Source organism: Erwinia sp. 1181_3 (assembly GCF_052824965.1).
In genome coordinates this window covers 905,131-920,087 of record NZ_VTDE01000001.1, presented here as the reverse complement: position 1 = coordinate 920,087, position 14,957 = coordinate 905,131, and the positions used below count along the sequence as shown (strand labels likewise).

12 protein-coding genes are annotated in these 14,957 nt (G+C 56.8%); 8 read left to right on the top strand and 4 right to left on the bottom strand.

Annotated elements, in window-relative coordinates:
* Positions 1–109: 109 nt before the first annotated feature.
* The 3 genes from fadI to sixA all read left to right on the top strand — a co-directional run bounded on the left by fadI (position 110) and on the right by sixA (position 4,227).
* Positions 110–1,420, top strand: coding sequence for an acetyl-CoA C-acyltransferase FadI (gene fadI, locus FY046_RS04085; RefSeq protein WP_133841311.1), 1,311 nt, complete (start codon positions 110–112; stop codon positions 1,418–1,420).
* On the top strand, positions 1,420–3,573 hold the full coding sequence (gene fadJ, locus FY046_RS04080; protein WP_446185772.1) for a fatty acid oxidation complex subunit alpha FadJ: 2,154 nt from the start codon (positions 1,420–1,422) through the stop codon (positions 3,571–3,573). Before fadI ends, fadJ begins: the two co-directional genes overlap by 1 nt.
* 171 nt (positions 3,574–3,744) lie before the next feature.
* Positions 3,745–4,227 carry a phosphohistidine phosphatase SixA gene (gene sixA, locus FY046_RS04075; protein WP_133841313.1) on the top strand — a complete coding sequence of 161 codons (483 nt, stop codon included), beginning with the start codon at positions 3,745–3,747 and terminating at the stop codon, positions 4,225–4,227.
* 88 nt (positions 4,228–4,315) lie between these two features.
* Here sixA and smrB read toward each other — a convergent pair whose 3' ends face one another.
* Complete coding sequence (smrB, locus tag FY046_RS04070) at positions 4,316–4,873, bottom strand: endonuclease SmrB (protein ID WP_133841314.1); 558 nt, start codon at positions 4,871–4,873, stop codon at positions 4,316–4,318.
* A 199-nt stretch (positions 4,874–5,072) separates the two neighbouring features.
* On the opposite strand from smrB, the gene prmB reads away from it, so the two are divergent.
* Genes prmB through FY046_RS04050 form a run of 4 tightly spaced genes read left to right on the top strand, consistent with a single transcriptional unit; the run spans position 5,073 to position 8,758 of the window.
* Entirely contained in the window at positions 5,073–6,005 is a 933-nt protein-coding gene (prmB, locus tag FY046_RS04065; protein WP_133841315.1) for a 50S ribosomal protein L3 N(5)-glutamine methyltransferase, read from the top strand.
* Positions 6,006–6,030: 25 nt separating this feature from the next.
* Positions 6,031–7,116 carry a chorismate synthase gene (aroC, locus tag FY046_RS04060; protein ID WP_133841316.1) on the top strand — a complete coding sequence of 362 codons (1,086 nt, stop codon included), beginning with the start codon at positions 6,031–6,033 and terminating at the stop codon, positions 7,114–7,116.
* Positions 7,117–7,119: 3 nt separating this feature from the next.
* Positions 7,120–7,947: a penicillin-insensitive murein endopeptidase gene (gene mepA / locus FY046_RS04055; RefSeq protein WP_133841317.1), complete on the top strand. Its 828-nt coding sequence runs from the start codon at positions 7,120–7,122 to the stop codon at positions 7,945–7,947.
* A 13-nt stretch (positions 7,948–7,960) separates the two neighbouring features.
* Complete coding sequence (locus tag FY046_RS04050; protein ID WP_159336253.1) at positions 7,961–8,758, top strand: sulfite exporter TauE/SafE family protein; 798 nt, start codon at positions 7,961–7,963, stop codon at positions 8,756–8,758.
* Between the two features lie 250 nt (positions 8,759–9,008).
* Here the strand turns inward: FY046_RS04050 and FY046_RS04045 are convergent, their stop codons facing one another.
* Together FY046_RS04045 and iolE are read right to left on the bottom strand one after the other, a co-directional pair.
* Complete coding sequence (locus tag FY046_RS04045; protein WP_159336254.1) at positions 9,009–10,181, bottom strand: Gfo/Idh/MocA family protein; 1,173 nt, start codon at positions 10,179–10,181, stop codon at positions 9,009–9,011.
* Positions 10,182–10,190: 9 nt separating this feature from the next.
* Positions 10,191–11,084, bottom strand: a complete 894-nt coding sequence (iolE, locus tag FY046_RS04040) for a myo-inosose-2 dehydratase (protein ID WP_159336255.1) — start codon at positions 11,082–11,084, stop codon at positions 10,191–10,193.
* Between the two features lie 153 nt (positions 11,085–11,237).
* Here iolE and FY046_RS04035 point away from each other — a divergent pair, with 153 nt between their 5' ends.
* The gene (locus tag FY046_RS04035) at positions 11,238–12,059 is read left to right on the top strand and encodes a helix-turn-helix domain-containing protein (RefSeq protein WP_446185771.1); all 822 of its coding nucleotides are present in this window, start codon (positions 11,238–11,240) and stop codon (positions 12,057–12,059) included.
* Here the strand turns inward: FY046_RS04035 and FY046_RS04030 are convergent.
* On the bottom strand, positions 12,033–14,618 hold the full coding sequence (locus FY046_RS04030) for a bifunctional diguanylate cyclase/phosphodiesterase (RefSeq protein WP_133841322.1): 2,586 nt from the start codon (positions 14,616–14,618) through the stop codon (positions 12,033–12,035). The genes FY046_RS04035 and FY046_RS04030 overlap by 27 nt on opposite strands.
* Positions 14,619–14,957 lie beyond the last annotated feature (339 nt).

The window sequence follows — 14,957 nt, the reverse complement described above, 5'->3', positions numbered from 1 at the left end:
TCAGACCTCTTGGCAATGATGCCGTCTATCTAAGATATGCTCCCGACCTCGCGTATTGCCGCCCATGCACCGGCAACACGACGCAACAGGGAGCAGAAAGGTGAGAATAATGAGTAAAGCTATACCTTTGCTGACACGTCAGGGTGACCGTATCGCAATCACCCACGGATTGCGTACGCCATTTGTCCGCCAGGCCACCGCGTTTCACGGTATTCCGGCGCTGGAACTGGGGCGCATGGTGATCAGTGAACTGCTGGCGCGCAGCGAGATCCCCGCTGACGCCATTGAACAGCTGGTGTTCGGCCAGGTGGTGCAGATGCCGGAAGCCCCCAATATTGCCCGTGAAATTGTGCTGGCCAGCGGCCTGAGTGTGCATACCGATGCCTACAGCGTCAGCCGCGCCTGCGCCACCAGCTTTCAGGCGGTGGCGAATGTGGCCGAGAGCCTGCTGGCAGGGACGATTCAGGCCGGTATTGCCGGTGGCGCGGACTCTTCCTCAGTGCTGCCGATTGGCGTCAGTAAAACGCTGGCGCGGGTGCTGGTCGACCTCAGCAAAGCGCGTACGTTGCCGCAAAAACTTACACTCCTTAGCCAGCTGCGTCCGCGCGATTTACTGCCGGTGCCTCCGGCGGTGGCCGAATATTCCACCGGGCTGCGCATGGGCGATACCGCCGAACAGATGGCGAAAGATCATGGCATTACCCGCGAGCAGCAGGATGCACTGGCGCACCGCTCCCATCTTCATGCGGCGCGTGCCTGGCAACAGGGGCTGTTAAATGACGAGGTGATGACGGCTTATGCTCCCCCGTGGAAGCAGCCCGTTCAGCAGGATAACAATGTGCGCAGCGAATCCCGTCCTGAAGACTATGCCCGCCTGCGCCCGGCATTTGACCGAAAACACGGTACGGTCACGGCAGCAAACAGCACGCCACTCACCGACGGGGCTGCTGCGGTGGTTCTGATGACCGAGTCCCGCGCGCGCGAGCTGGGCATGGTGCCGCTGGGCTACCTGCGCAGCTATGCGTTTACCGCCATTGATGTGCGCCAGGATATGCTGCTGGGGCCTTCCTATGCTTCACCGCTGGCGCTGGATCGTGCGGGGATCACGCTGGCCGACCTTTCTCTGATTGATATGCATGAAGCGTTTGCGGCGCAGACGCTGGCTAACCTGAAGATGTTTGCGGATGAACGTTTTGCCCGCGAGGTGCTGAACCGTCCCCATGCGCTGGGCGAGGTGAATCAGGAGCAGTTCAACGTGCTGGGTGGCTCTATCGCTTATGGTCATCCGTTCGCCGCGACCGGGGCACGGATGATCACGCAGACGCTAAATGAGCTGCGTCGGCGCGGTGGCGGGCTGGGGCTGGTGACCGCCTGCGCCGCCGGGGGTTTGGGTGCCGCAATGGTTTTGGAGGCGGAATAATGGAACAGAAAACGGCTTTTACGCTCAGCATGCGCCTGGATAACGTCGGCGTGATCACTATCGATGTGCCTGATGAGAAGATGAACACGCTGAAGGAGGCCTTTGCCGGGCAAATTCGCGATGTCCTCAGACAGGCACGGTCCAATCCGCACCTTGCCGGGCTGGTGCTGATCTCCGGCAAGCCGGACTCTTTTATTGCCGGGGCCGATATCAGCATGATCGCGGCCTGCGACACGGCAGAGCAGGCCAGCGCGCTGGCACACGCCGGGCAGACCGTGATGGCGGAGATCGCTGCGCTGCCGGTGCCGGTCGTGGCCGCCATCCACGGTGCCTGCCTCGGGGGCGGCCTGGAGCTGGCACTGGCCTGCCATCATCGCGTCTGTTCGCTGGATGATAAAACCCGGCTCGGCCTGCCGGAAGTCCAGTTGGGGCTGTTGCCGGGCTCCGGGGGAACGCAGCGGCTGCCGCGTCTGATTGGCGCTTCGACCGCGCTGGATATGATCCTGACAGGCAAAACCCTGCGTGCGCGTGCGGCCCTGAAATGCGGGCTGGTGGATGACGCGGTGGCAGCGAGTATATTACTGGAGACAGCGGTGAAGCTGGCACTGAAAGCGCGCAGCGCCAGAAAGCCGTTACCGCTGCGCGAACGGCTGTTAACCGGCCCGGCGGGCAGGGCGATACTGTTCGCGCTGGCAAAACGCCAGACGCAGGCGAAAACGCACGGGAATTACCCGGCGACAGACAAAATACTCAGCGTGGTGCGCTGCGGGCTGGAACAGGGCAGCGGTAGCGGTTATGCCGCCGAGGCGCAGGCATTTGGTGAACTGGCGATGACGCCGCAGTCCGCCGCTTTGCGCAGCCTGTTTTTCGCCACTACCGCCCTGAAAAAAGATCCGGGTGCCCAGGCTGCGCCGCGTGAGTTGAAGCGTATTGGTGTGCTGGGCGGTGGCCTGATGGGGGGAGGTATCGCCTGCATCACGGCTACCCGCGCCGGGCTGCCCGTGCGCATTAAAGATGTGAACCCGGAAGGCATTAACCGGGCGCTGAAAACCAGCTGGCAGGTGCTGACTCAGCAGGTCAACCGCCGCCGCCTGAGTGTGGCAGAGCGTCAGCAACAGATCGCATTGATCAGCGGTGGCACTGACTATCAGGGCTTCCGCCAGCGTGATATGGTCATTGAAGCCGTCTTTGAAGATCTGGCGCTGAAGCAAAAAATGGTGGCTGAGGTTGAGGCGCACTGTTCGCCAGACACGCTGTTTGCTTCTAATACGTCATCGCTGCCGATTGCGGATATTGCCTCTGGTGCGCAGCGGCCAGAGAATGTCATCGGTTTGCATTACTTCAGTCCGCCGGAAAAAATGCCGTTGGTGGAGGTGATCCCCCATGCCGGAACGGCGGCGGTCACCGTGGCCACGGCGGTGGCGCTGGCGAAGAAACAGGGTAAAACACCGATTGTGGTGGCCGATCGGGCCGGGTTCTACGTTAACCGCATTCTCGCCCCCTATATGATTGAAGCGATGCACTGTCTGCTGGAAGGGGAGCCGATTGAGTCTATTGACCACGCGCTGGTGCAGTTCGGTTTCCCGGTGGGGCCGGTGCAGTTACTGGATGAAGTAGGGATTGATGTCGGCACGCATATTATGCCAATCCTGCAACAGGCATGGGGCGAGCGTTTTGCATTGCCGGCCGCGCTGGACGCGGTGCTGAAGGACGATCGCAAGGGACGGAAGAACGGACGTGGTTTCTACCTTTATCCACAGAAAGGGCGGAAAAAGCAGCCGGACAGCGCGATTTATCGCTTGCTGAATATCAGTGCAAAACACCATCTCAGCGCACAGAATATCGCTCAGCGCTGTGTGATGATGCTGCTGAATGAGGCGGCGCGTACGCTGGACGAAGAGGTGGTTTCCTGCGCGCGTGACGGCGATATCGGCGCTGTTTTTGGCATCGGCTTCCCGCCGTTTCTCGGGGGTCCCTTCCACTATATGGACCAGTTAGGCATCGGTGAAGTGGTAAACAGTTTAGAGCAACTTATGCAGCGTCACGGGCCGCGTTTTGCCCCTTGTGAACGTTTGAAAAAAATGGCTGACGCCGAGGAAACCTTCTATAAACCGGAAGTTAAGCTGAATAGTTGCACTGATTCAGTGGGATAGTCTGGTGGGGTTAGCGAATGATGTTGGCGGGTTAATCTGCACGTCGCTCACTAAGTAAACAATCGGTTGACTATACTCAAGGCATTGGGGTACAACACAGCGTTCATTCTCTGGATGAAGAGTCGGACGGCGTTGTCCCCCGGCGTTTTTGTTTAACAACAGCGGTGCTATATGCAAGTTTTCATTATGCGTCACGGCGATGCAGCATTAGATGCAGCAAGTGATTCAGTCAGACCTTTGACCCATTGCGGCTGTGATGAGACTCGCCAGATGGCGACCTGGCTTAACGGCCAGTCAGTGGATATTGAGCGCGTACTGGTCAGTCCTTATCTGCGTGCGCAGCAAACACTGAATCAGGTACGTGAAGTGTTGCCCTTGCCGGAAGGCGAAGATGTGCTGCCGGAGCTGACTCCGGGCGGCGATCCTGGCCTGGTGGCCTGCTACCTGCAGGTACTGGCAAACGAAGGCGTCAAATCGGCGCTGGTGATCTCTCACCTGCCGCTGGTGGGCTATCTGGTGGCTGAGTTATGCCCGCAGGAAGCGCCACCGATGTTTGCCACCTCGGCGATTGCCTGCGTTGACTTCGATGCGGAGAATGCGGCTGGCAAGCTGGAATGGCAGGTATCCCCTGCCAAGTTAGCGAAAGCGATGTGATGCCTGCCCCAGGGGCCGATCTTTATTCCGGTCGGCCCGACCCCTGATCTCCATCGTGACACCTCCGTAGCGAAATACAGGCTCCGCGCTACGGCAGCATCAATTCAGGCGGCATCCACTCTTCAATCTCAATCAACACTAGCAGGGCAGCATCTCCGCCAAACAACTTCGGCGCCTGATGAAAGGCCATCACCATGGGGTGCTGGGCCAGCCACAGCGGTGTCTGCTGTTTGAGAACATGCTTGCCGTGGCCGTGCATTACGCTGGCACAGAAGATATGTTCGCGGCGACAGGCGGCAATCAGTGCACCCAGCTCCTCTTTGGCCTGCTTCTGGGTTAATCCGTGCAGGTCGAGAAATATCTCCGGGCTGTAATCCCCGCGTCGCAGCTTTTTCAACTCATAGTGGTCTACGTCGCTACGAACGTAACGCACCGCGCCTTCCGTCGCCAGCAGTGGCTGGAACTCATCGGAAAAATAGTGGCTGTTATCCATCTGCTCGGAGAGCAGGCGTTTCTGCGGGACTTCGCTTATCTTTTTGCGCGGTGGCTTATGGACAATCGTGTCCTGGGTCAGCTTGCGTGTGCCGGTCATCAGCCCGCGAAACAGCGCCCGATCGTCCGCATTCAGATTCTCTTTTTTACTCATCTCAGGGGATCGCTATGCTGTCAGTTAGGGTTTACTGCCCCTTTAAAGGGTCATTTCATCCACAATTTGGGGTCAGTCTACCTTTTCCTCGCCCATCGCTGAAACAAATCTCAGCTTTTTCACCCCCTCGCGCTGAATTATCTCAAGCTTCGTGGCAAACTAGCGCCCGGGTTTAACAGAACGGCCTGCGGAGGGCACTTTGGACAAAATTTTCGTCGATGAAGCAGTCAATGAACTGCACACTATTCAGGACATGTTGCGCTGGTCGGTCAGCCGCTTTTCTGCTGCTGATATCTGGTATGGCCACGGCACCGACAATCCCTGGGACGAAGCTGTTCAGCTGGTGCTCCCGACGCTTTATCTGCCGCTGGATATCCCTGAAGATATGCGCACCGCGCGTCTGACCTCGAGCGAGCGTCACCGCATTGTTGAGCGTGTGATCCGACGTATTAACGAACGCATTCCGGTGGCTTACCTCACCAATAAAGCCTGGTTCTGCGGTCATGAGTTTTATGTTGATGAGCGCGTGCTGGTCCCGCGTTCGCCGATCGGTGAGCTGATTAACAGCCACTTTGACGGCATCATCAGCCATGAACCCCAGCATATTCTGGACATGTGCACCGGCAGCGGCTGTATCGCAATCGCCTGTGCCTATGCCTTCCCGGACGCTGAAGTGGATGCCGTGGATATCTCCACCGATGCGCTGGCGGTTACCGAGCAGAACATTGGCGCACACGGTTTAGATCACCACGTTACGCCAATTCGTGCCGACCTGTTCCGCGAACTGCCTAAGACGCAGTACGACCTGATTGTCACCAACCCGCCGTATGTTGATGCGGATGATATGGACGACCTGCCAAACGAATACCGCCATGAGCCGGAACTCGGTCTGGCAGCAGGCAGCGATGGTCTGAAACTGGTCCGTCGTATTCTCGCCTGCGCACCGGACTACCTCAGTGAGCAGGGCGTGCTGATTTGTGAAGTGGGTAACAGCATGGTGCATATGATTGACCAGTACCCGGATGTGCCTTTCACCTGGCTGGAATTCGATAACGGTGGCGACGGCGTGTTCATGCTGACGAAACAACAGATTATCGATGCACAACATCATTTTAAAATCTATAAAGACTGATTCACCATTTTAGCGAGGAGCCAGCATGGCGGGTAATACCATTGGACAAGTATTTCGGGTCACGACGTTTGGCGAATCACACGGCATCGCCCTCGGTTGTATCGTGGATGGCGTGCCTCCGGGCATCCCACTGACCGAAGCCGATTTGCAGCACGATCTCGATCGCCGCCGCCCTGGCACTTCGCGCTATACCACCCAACGCCGTGAGCCGGACCAGGTGAAAATTTTGTCCGGCGTGTTTGAAGGCAAAACCACCGGAACCAGTATTGGTCTGCTGATTGAAAACACCGATCAGCGCTCGCAGGACTACGGCGCGATCAAAGATCTCTACCGTCCCGGTCATGCGGATTACACCTACGACCAGAAATACGGTTTTCGCGACTATCGCGGCGGTGGCCGCTCATCGGCGCGTGAAACGGCGATGCGCGTTGCGGCCGGGGCCATTGCGAAAAAATACCTTGAGATGAAACACGGCATTATCGTGCGCGGTTATCTGGCGCAGATTGGTGATGTGGCCTGCGAGCTGAAAGACTGGGACCAGGTAGAACAGAATCCCTTCTTCTGCCCGGACCCTGATAAAATTGAAGCGCTGGACGAACTGATGCGTGCTCTGAAGAAAGAGGGCGATTCCATTGGTGCCAAAGTGACCGTGATGGCGGAAAACGTCCCGGCAGGTCTGGGCGAGCCGGTCTTTGACCGTCTGGATGCTGACCTGGCACATGCGCTGATGAGCATCAATGCGGTAAAAGGCATTGAGATTGGCGACGGCTTTGCCGTGGTCAGCCAGCGCGGTAGCGAACACCGTGATGAGATCCGTGCTAATGGCTTCCAGAGCAACCATGCTGGCGGCATTCTGGGCGGCATCAGCAGCGGTCAGAGCATTATGGCTCATCTGGCGATGAAGCCGACCTCAAGCATTACCGTACCCGGAAAAACACTGACCCGCAGCGGTGAAGAAGTTGAGATGATCACCAAAGGCCGCCACGATCCGTGCGTTGGGATCCGTGCGGTGCCGATTGCCGAAGCGATGATGGCGATTGTGCTGATGGATCACTTACTGCGTCATCGCGCGCAGAATGCTGACGTTGAAACCACTTACCCGCGCTGGTAACCCATGAAAAAGACGCTGATGGCGCTGTGTGCGCTGTTGATATCGACGGCGACCGCACAGGCCGCCACGCCGTGGCAGACAATCCACCAGCCGATTAGCGGTGCACCGCAGTCAATTGGTGCCTTCTCTAACGGCTGTATTATTGGTGCACAGCCGCTGCCGCTGGAGGCATCCGGTTATCAGGTGATGCGTACCGATCAGCGTCGCTATTTTGGTCACCCGGACCTGATTGCTTTTATTCAGCGTCTCAGCACCCAGACAAATCAACTGGGGCTGGGGGAAGTGCTGGTCGGTGATATGGGCATGGCGGCAGGCGGTCGTTTCAGCAGCGGCCACGCCAGTCATCAGTCCGGGCTGGATGTGGATATCTGGTTACAGCTCCCCAAACAGCGCTGGACACAGCAAATGCTGCTGAAACCTCAGCCGCTTGATCTGGTTGCCGCCGATGGAAAAAATGTGGTGGCACGCCACTGGCAGCCAGAAATTGACAGCCTGATTAAGCTGGCGGCGAAAGATCCCGAGGTGACGCGTATTTTCGTGAATCCGGCGATTAAAAAGCAGCTTTGTGCGGATGCCGGTAGCGATCGTGAGTGGTTACGCAAGGTGCGTCCGTGGTTCCAGCATCGTGCCCATATGCATGTGCGCCTGCGCTGTCCGGCGGGAAGCCTTGAGTGCCAGGATCAACCGATCCCACCGCCGGGTGATGGCTGTGGTGCCGAACTGCAAAGCTGGTTTGCGCCAGCGAAACCGGGCAGTACACCGCCGGTGAAGCGCGAGCCCCCTCCGTTACCGCCATCCTGCCAGGCTTTGCTGGATAAACATTTACTGTAAGGCATAACGATAAATGGAATGGGTAAGTGTTGCTCCGTGGCTGTTGGGCGTGCTGTTTCTGGTGGCTTTACTGGCGGGGTTTATCGATGCGATTGCGGGCGGCGGCGGCTTACTGACGGTGCCTGCGCTGCTGGCCGCCGGGTTGTCGCCAGCCCAGGCGCTGGCGACCAATAAGCTGCAGTCGGTAGGCGGGTCGTTTTCTGCCAGCCTCTATTTTATCCGCCGCAAAGCCGTGGATTTACGCGAGCAAAAGCTGAATATTGCGCTGACCTTTTTAGGATCGATCAGCGGTGCGCTGCTGGTACAGCACGTGCAGGGCGATATTTTGCGCCAGCTGCTGCCGCTGCTGGTGATTACCATTGGTCTTTATTTCCTGCTGATGCCGAAGATTGGGGAGGAAGATCGTCAGCGTCGTCTCCATGGTCTGCCGTTTGCACTGGTGGCTGGAGGATGCGTTGGGTTTTATGACGGGTTCTTCGGCCCTGGCGCGGGTTCGTTTTATGCGCTGGCGTTCGTGACCCTGTGCGGTTACAACCTGGCGAAATCGACCGCCCATGCCAAAGTGCTGAACTTCACCTCCAACCTCGGTGGCCTGCTGCTGTTTATGATTGGCGGAAAAGTGGTGTGGCTGGTGGGGCTGGTGATGCTCGCGGGTCAGGTGTGCGGCGCACGTCTGGGTGCCAGAATGGTGCTGACCAAAGGGCAGAAGCTGATCCGCCCGATGATTGTGATTGTGTCGGCGGTGATGAGTGCGAAATTGCTGTATGACAGCCACGGCGCGGAAATCATTGCGTGGTTCCATTCGTTATAATGTGCTTTCGGGCGCGGCATGCCGCGCCCCTACGAATGTCACTGCCCGCGCATGGCATGCTCTTACGAATGCCGCGCCTCATAATGTGCTTTCGGGCGCGGCATGCCACGCCCCTACGGATATCACGTCCCTACGGATGCCTCGCCTCTACGGATGCCACTGCCCGCGCATGGCATGCTCTTACGAATGCCGCGCTTCTCCGTATGTAGCATCAGTAGGGGTCAGGCATGCCTGACCCGCTGCACAACACCTAACCTCTTCTCACATTGATCCAGCGGCGCTGCTCCATCGAATCCTCAATCGCCTGTAAGATGCGCTGATTCTCCCAGCCGAACGTAAAGTTCGGGTAGCAGTCGTCATCGCGGCAAATTCCCTGCACCAGGTCATGCATTTCCAGCACTTTGACATCGAAGTAACCCAGCCCGCCGCCGCCGAAATCGAAGCCGAAGAAGGCTGAATAAGCGGGGATCTGGCTGCCCGCATACAGGGTTTTGAACCCACGATCGCGCTTATCATCGTTAAAACGGAATACCTGGAGTTCGTTAAAGCGCTCGCCGTCCATATACAGCGTGCCTTCGGTGCCGGACACTTCCCAGTAAACGCCGAAAATGCGTCCGGCGGCAATACGTGAAGACTCAATCACCCCGGCAGCGCCGCTGTCGAAGCTCACCAGGCACTGCATCTGGTCATCGTTTTCCACCTCGCGACGTTGCGCATTGGCCTCGACCTTACTGGCGTAACCGCTGTCGACGCCGGGCACCGGACGGGTGTTAAGATGTGTCTGCCCGCTGGCGCACACTTCTTTGACGCCGCCCATCAGATACTGTGCCACCGACAGGGTATGGGCGCCCAGGTCGCCAAGAGAACCTGAACCAGCCAGTTCTTTCGAGCAACGCCAGGACCAGGGCAGCTCCGGGTCGTTATAGAAACCCTGGTCGAAAGTGCCGCGAAAACGCACCGGGGTGCCGATCTCGCCGCGCTCAATCAGCTGCTTCGCCAGCTGCGCCGCCGGGGTTTTGATATTGTTAAACGCCACCATGGTTTTCACCCCGGCCCGGCGTGCGGCTTCCGCCATCTCTCGTGCCTCGTATTCCGTGACGGCCAGCGGTTTCTCGCAGTAAACATGCTTCCCGGCGTTGATCGCAGCCAGTGCCATCTGATGATGCAGATGGTTGGGCGAGGTGATATCAATCACATCGATGTTCGGGTCCTGCACCATCTCCCGCCAGTCGCCAAAGGCGTGCAGCGCACCGAAGCGCTGTGCCGCCTGCTGTGCCATCGCCTGGTTCTGGTCGGCAATGGCGTACAACACCGGTGTTTTCGGTAAATCAGGGTAGAGCAGGGCAGCGCGGCGGATGGCGTCTGCATGCGCCTGCCCCATAAAACCGGAGCCGATCAGGCCAATATTCAGAGTGTCAGACATCGTATTTCCTTAGCGCGAAAAAAGAGCATTAACGTGATGGAAGGCGCGCGTCACGGTGGGCACCGGGGGCGCTTGGATCGGGTCTTGTTCTGCTTCAACGATCAGCCAGCCGCGATAGCCGCTGTGATTGACGAAATCCACCACCGGCTGATAATCGATACCGCCATCACCGGGCACGGTGAACATGCCGCCGCGTACGCCCTGGTTAAAACTTTCATCCTGCTGGTACACCTTTTCCAGGCGCGCACGACGAATATCTTTCAGGTGGATATGGCAGATACGGCTGCCGAACTGGCGGATCAGCGCGTTGAGATCGGCGCCTGCCGCCACGGCATGCCCGGTATCCAGCAGCATCCCGACATCCTCATGGGTGGCAGAGAAAAAGCGCTCGATCTCATCCTGATGCTCCACCAGCATCATCAGATGGTGGTGGTAAGCCAGCTTCAGGCCATATTCCTGATACAGTGCCGAGGCGAACTGGCTCAACCGCCGTACGTAAGCATCAAAGTCAATGGCGCTGAGTTTGGGTGAGTGGGAAATACCGATATCCAGCGGTGTCTCGCCGGGCATCCCCCCGCATTCACCATACACCATGACGGAACAGCCCAGCGCACTCAGCAGGCGGGCATGATCGGCCACATTGTGCAGCTCCTGCTGCACGCTAATGTCGGCCAGGGTGCCGGAGAACCAGCCGGAAGCCAGTGACAGCCCGGTTTCCTGCAACAGCGGTTGCAAGGCTGCCAGCTCGCGGGGAAATTTACGGCCCAGTTCAATCCCCTGATAGCCGATGGCGGCAGCCTGCTGCATACATTGCAGGGCAGTGACATCATCCCCCAGATCTTCCAGCACATCGTTGGTCCAGGCCAGCGGACTGACGCCAAGACGCACGTTGGCATTTGCCATAGTTTTCTCCTGTCTGAAATCAAAGTTTGATCTGCGTCGCACAATCAGGCTCTGCGCACAGTTTCGGGTTGTGTTCGCCGCTATACGGCTGAAGAGTGGAGAAAAGATAGCCTGCCAGGGGCCGGGGGGTACATGACCAAAGTGGTGAAAAAAATGTCTGAAATAACACTGACGGTCCCCGTCATGGAGGGATATTTCGGTCTGTCGCGGTACGGGGCTGGGGATGTGTACGGGCCGCGTATTCAGCGCGGCATTCAGTTTATTGCGCTGCTGAGTGGCAGCGTGACGATTGAGACGGCGCAGCGTTCACTGCTGTTATTGCCCGGCACGCTGGCGTTGCTGCTGCCGGGAGAGCGTGAGTTGTTCCAGTTTGACTCACTGCTGCCCAGCGAGCATATCTGGTGCCAGCTGGATTTCGCGGCCCTCCCGGCGAACTTTAATCTCGAGCTGGCACATTTGCCTGCCACCATTGCTTTTGACCATCAGGTAGAGCAACTGATGGAGCTGGGCATCAGTTTAACCTCTCAGCCTGAAGGCGCACCGCGAGCGTTAATCTCGCTGGCAGAAACACTGCTCTATTACTACGCCTCACGCGCTATTCAGCCATCGGGAGAGGAGCGGAAAACCATGCCGAAGGGGGTACGTGAAGCCTGCCGCTTTATTGCTATGCGCTACCAGCATCCGCTGGCGCTGGAGGATATCGCAGCCCGCGCCCACTGTTCGGTAAATCATCTGATTGCGCTGTTTCGCCGTCATCTGCGCCAGACTCCGGCCCGCTATCTGCGCGATGTGCGCCTGCGCCATGCGGAACGCCTGCTGATGCGCAGCCACCTGCCCGTGGCACTGATCGCCGAGCAGTGTGGTTTTGTTTCGCCTTTTCACTTTTCACGCATCTTCAAAGAACATTACGGCCTGGCTCCGCTGGCTTTTCGCCAGCAGGCACAGGCATTAAGTGCGGGTGCGGCAGGTCGGTAGTGCAATCAGATGTTCAAGGGCCATCGGTTTGCCGATGTAATACCCCTGCAGGCTGTCACACTGCAACAGCGTTAACTGCTCCATCTGCGATTGTGTTTCAACGCCTTCGGCGGTGACATAGAGAGAATAGGCCTTGCCGAGGCCAATCATATTTTCGACGACTTGCCTGGCGCGTACCGAATCATCCATAGGGAAAATAAAGGATTTATCCAGCTTTATACCGTCAAACGGGAAGTTGCGCAGATAGCTTAACGAGGCAAAACCCGTGCCGAAATCATCGATAAGGAACTTCACGCCCAGTTCCTTAATTTGTAGCATGGTTTTCTGTGTCTTGGCCGGATCATGCAATGTGACATTTTCGGTGACTTCGATCTCCAGCAATGAGCTCTCCAGTCCTGTTTTTTCTAACACCCCTTTTATTCTGTTGTACAGGCTGCTGTCCTGGAATTCACTTGCCGAGATATTCACCGACACCGTTAACCCCGGCATAGCGTTCAGCGCATCACTGCAGGCTGTAAACAATACCCAGTCGCTGAGTGCGTTAATCAAGCCGGTTTCTTCCGCCAGCGGGATAAACTGGTCAGGCATCAGCAGTCCGTGGTGTGGGTGTTGCCATCTGACCAGCGCTTCAACCGCCGTGATACACGAACAGTGGGTATCGTAACGCGGCTGGTAAACCAGACGCAGCTGGCCTGCGCGAATTCCCTCACGCAGTTCCTGTTCCATCTCGCGGCGCTGGACAATTTTTTCCCCCATATCGCGCTGGAAGAATGCCCACTGGTTACGCCCCTCATTTTTGGCTTTGTAGAGTGCGATGTCGGCATAACGCAGCAGGTCACTGGCGGTACTGGCGTCCTGAGGGGCGAGGGCAATGCCCAGGCTGACCCCGATAAAAATTTCGCCGTTGGCAATCAGGAAGGGCCGGTTAATCTCATCAATAATCTGCTGGCACAGGGTGGCAATATCGCGCTGATCCTGAACCTCCGGCAGAATAATAATAAATTCATCACCGCCATGGCGGGTCACCATGCCGGATGTTTTCAGGCAGGCGCGTAGCCTGGCAGAGACTTCATGCAGCACGCTGTCACCGGCCGCATGCCCGTAGACATCGTTAACCGGTTTAAACTTATCCAGGTCAACCATCACAATAGCCAGCTGCTGTTCAGTGCTGGGCGCTGAATTCAATTTTCCTTCGAGGAACTCTTTCATCTGCACACGATTAGGCAGGCCGGTTAACTCATCGAAGTGTGATAAATAACGCACGCGCTCCTGTGCTTTTACTTCCTGGGTGACATCGGTTGCTGTGCCACGAAACCCGGTTTTTCCGCCAGGCAGGTACACGCGTTTAACGATCATATTGCAGTAGCGTTGATGTTGTTGGGCCGAGAGATAGTGGCAATGAGGAAGCGTGATGCGGCCACCGGACTGGCACAGGTAAGTCAGTTGCGCCAGGGCATTACTGTCGTTCAGTAAAAACTCCGTTGCCGGACGGCCAATCCAGTCAGAAATGTGGTAGCCGGTAATCACCGGGAAGCGCTCGGATATCCAGGTAAACGTTAAGTTCTCATCCGCTTCCCAAATCCAGTCCGTGGTGGTTTCAGCGACATCCCTGAAACGGCATTCGCTGTTGTAGAGTGCCTTCTTGCTTTGTTCCAGCTGGAAATGACTCTCATCACTGAGACGTGCTTTACGCAGGGCATTTTTCATCAGCATCAGGGCGGTCAGCAGGGTGGTAAACATCAGCAATACCAGCGCAGGCAGAATACCCGTTACCAGAGCATTACCGGGATCATCACTCTGCCAGGTGAATGTGATCGTTCCGCCCAAGGCGGGCAGTGCCAGCATGTTACGGTCTTCAGGCTGGAGTGCGGTTTGTGTACTGAATATTTGTGCGCCCTGGATACCGTATTCCAGCGCCATATGACTCAGCTTCTCCGGGGTGAGCCTGTCGGCGAAGATAAGAATTGAATGCGGGCCGTTTTCCGTATCTGCACTGGCCGCCCCATCGGGGGTGATCCAAGCGGCGCTGACGATGGTGACTCGCCCCTGCGAGACCACCAGCATCGAGATGGCATTCCCCCCTGACACATTCAGCCGTTGCTGAAGCTGGGGCAGAGGATCGATGCCCAGCCATGTTGCAACGCTCTGTAGCTTCAGCTGTCCTTCGAGCACGCTGTAACCTGTTTTTCCCTGCGGAGAGACAACGAAAATGCCCTCATAATGAAAACGTTGATACAGGGACTCCCCAAGGTTTTGATTGTCCCAGGCCCATTCGGTGTTTATCGTCAAATGCAGATTTTTCCAGGCTTCGCCCCAGTCGGCATTGTCCATCGTATGCGCATGCATAATATCCTGACGGTTTTCGATTGCTTTACCCATCAGTAACTGAAGGTGCTTGTCTTCATGGGTATTCTGTTGAGCGGCGATGTAAAACAGCGCAACGATAGCGCAAAGAAAAAGTCCTCCCAGTAATACCAGCATACCGACCAGGGGCTGCCTGATCAGTCCACGGGTATTTCCGTTGATCATCATTGTTGTTTTATTTGATTTTTGCTTCATTCACACTCGCCTGAAAGGGTATGAGGTTGTCAACAGGATTTCAGGACGTCCATGTCACGGGCTAAGATTATTTCACTGATTTCAGCGGGATAAGCGTGGCAGCCAGAGAATATTTAAAGGTGGAAAGCGTTATCTCATCAGCATGTTCAATGAGATGTTTTGAGATTGCGCATAGTTAAAGTAAAACGTTTATTTTTCCATAAAATAAGATGGCGCAATAAAACGATCGCGCCTGTGCCAACGGTTATCGGAGCGTTAAGCCGAAACTTTATGCGTCATGTTGGCGAGTGGTGGTAAGACATTGATAACCTGCCCACCTTTTTCGCGTGAGACAATATA

What these genes read in the sequence shown, in the direction of transcription:
- FY046_RS04035 (WP_446185771.1), top strand. Translation starts at nt 11,238, where the DNA reads ATGTCTGAAATAACACTGACGGTCCCCGTCATGGAGGGATATTTCGGT.
- FY046_RS04050 (WP_159336253.1), top strand. Translation starts at nt 7,961, where the DNA reads ATGGAATGGGTAAGTGTTGCTCCGTGGCTGTTGGGCGTGCTGTTTCTG.
- smrB (WP_133841314.1), bottom strand. Translation starts at nt 4,873, where the DNA reads ATGAGTAAAAAAGAGAATCTGAATGCGGACGATCGGGCGCTGTTTCGC.
- FY046_RS04045 (WP_159336254.1), bottom strand. Translation starts at nt 10,181, where the DNA reads ATGTCTGACACTCTGAATATTGGCCTGATCGGCTCCGGTTTTATGGGG.
- fadJ (WP_446185772.1), top strand. Translation starts at nt 1,420, where the DNA reads ATGGAACAGAAAACGGCTTTTACGCTCAGCATGCGCCTGGATAACGTC.
- iolE (WP_159336255.1), bottom strand. Translation starts at nt 11,084, where the DNA reads ATGGCAAATGCCAACGTGCGTCTTGGCGTCAGTCCGCTGGCCTGGACC.
- aroC (WP_133841316.1), top strand. Translation starts at nt 6,031, where the DNA reads ATGGCGGGTAATACCATTGGACAAGTATTTCGGGTCACGACGTTTGGC.
- mepA (WP_133841317.1), top strand. Translation starts at nt 7,120, where the DNA reads ATGAAAAAGACGCTGATGGCGCTGTGTGCGCTGTTGATATCGACGGCG.
- sixA (WP_133841313.1), top strand. Translation starts at nt 3,745, where the DNA reads ATGCAAGTTTTCATTATGCGTCACGGCGATGCAGCATTAGATGCAGCA.
- FY046_RS04030 (WP_133841322.1), bottom strand. Translation starts at nt 14,618, where the DNA reads ATGAAGCAAAAATCAAATAAAACAACAATGATGATCAACGGAAATACC.
- fadI (WP_133841311.1), top strand. Translation starts at nt 110, where the DNA reads ATGAGTAAAGCTATACCTTTGCTGACACGTCAGGGTGACCGTATCGCA.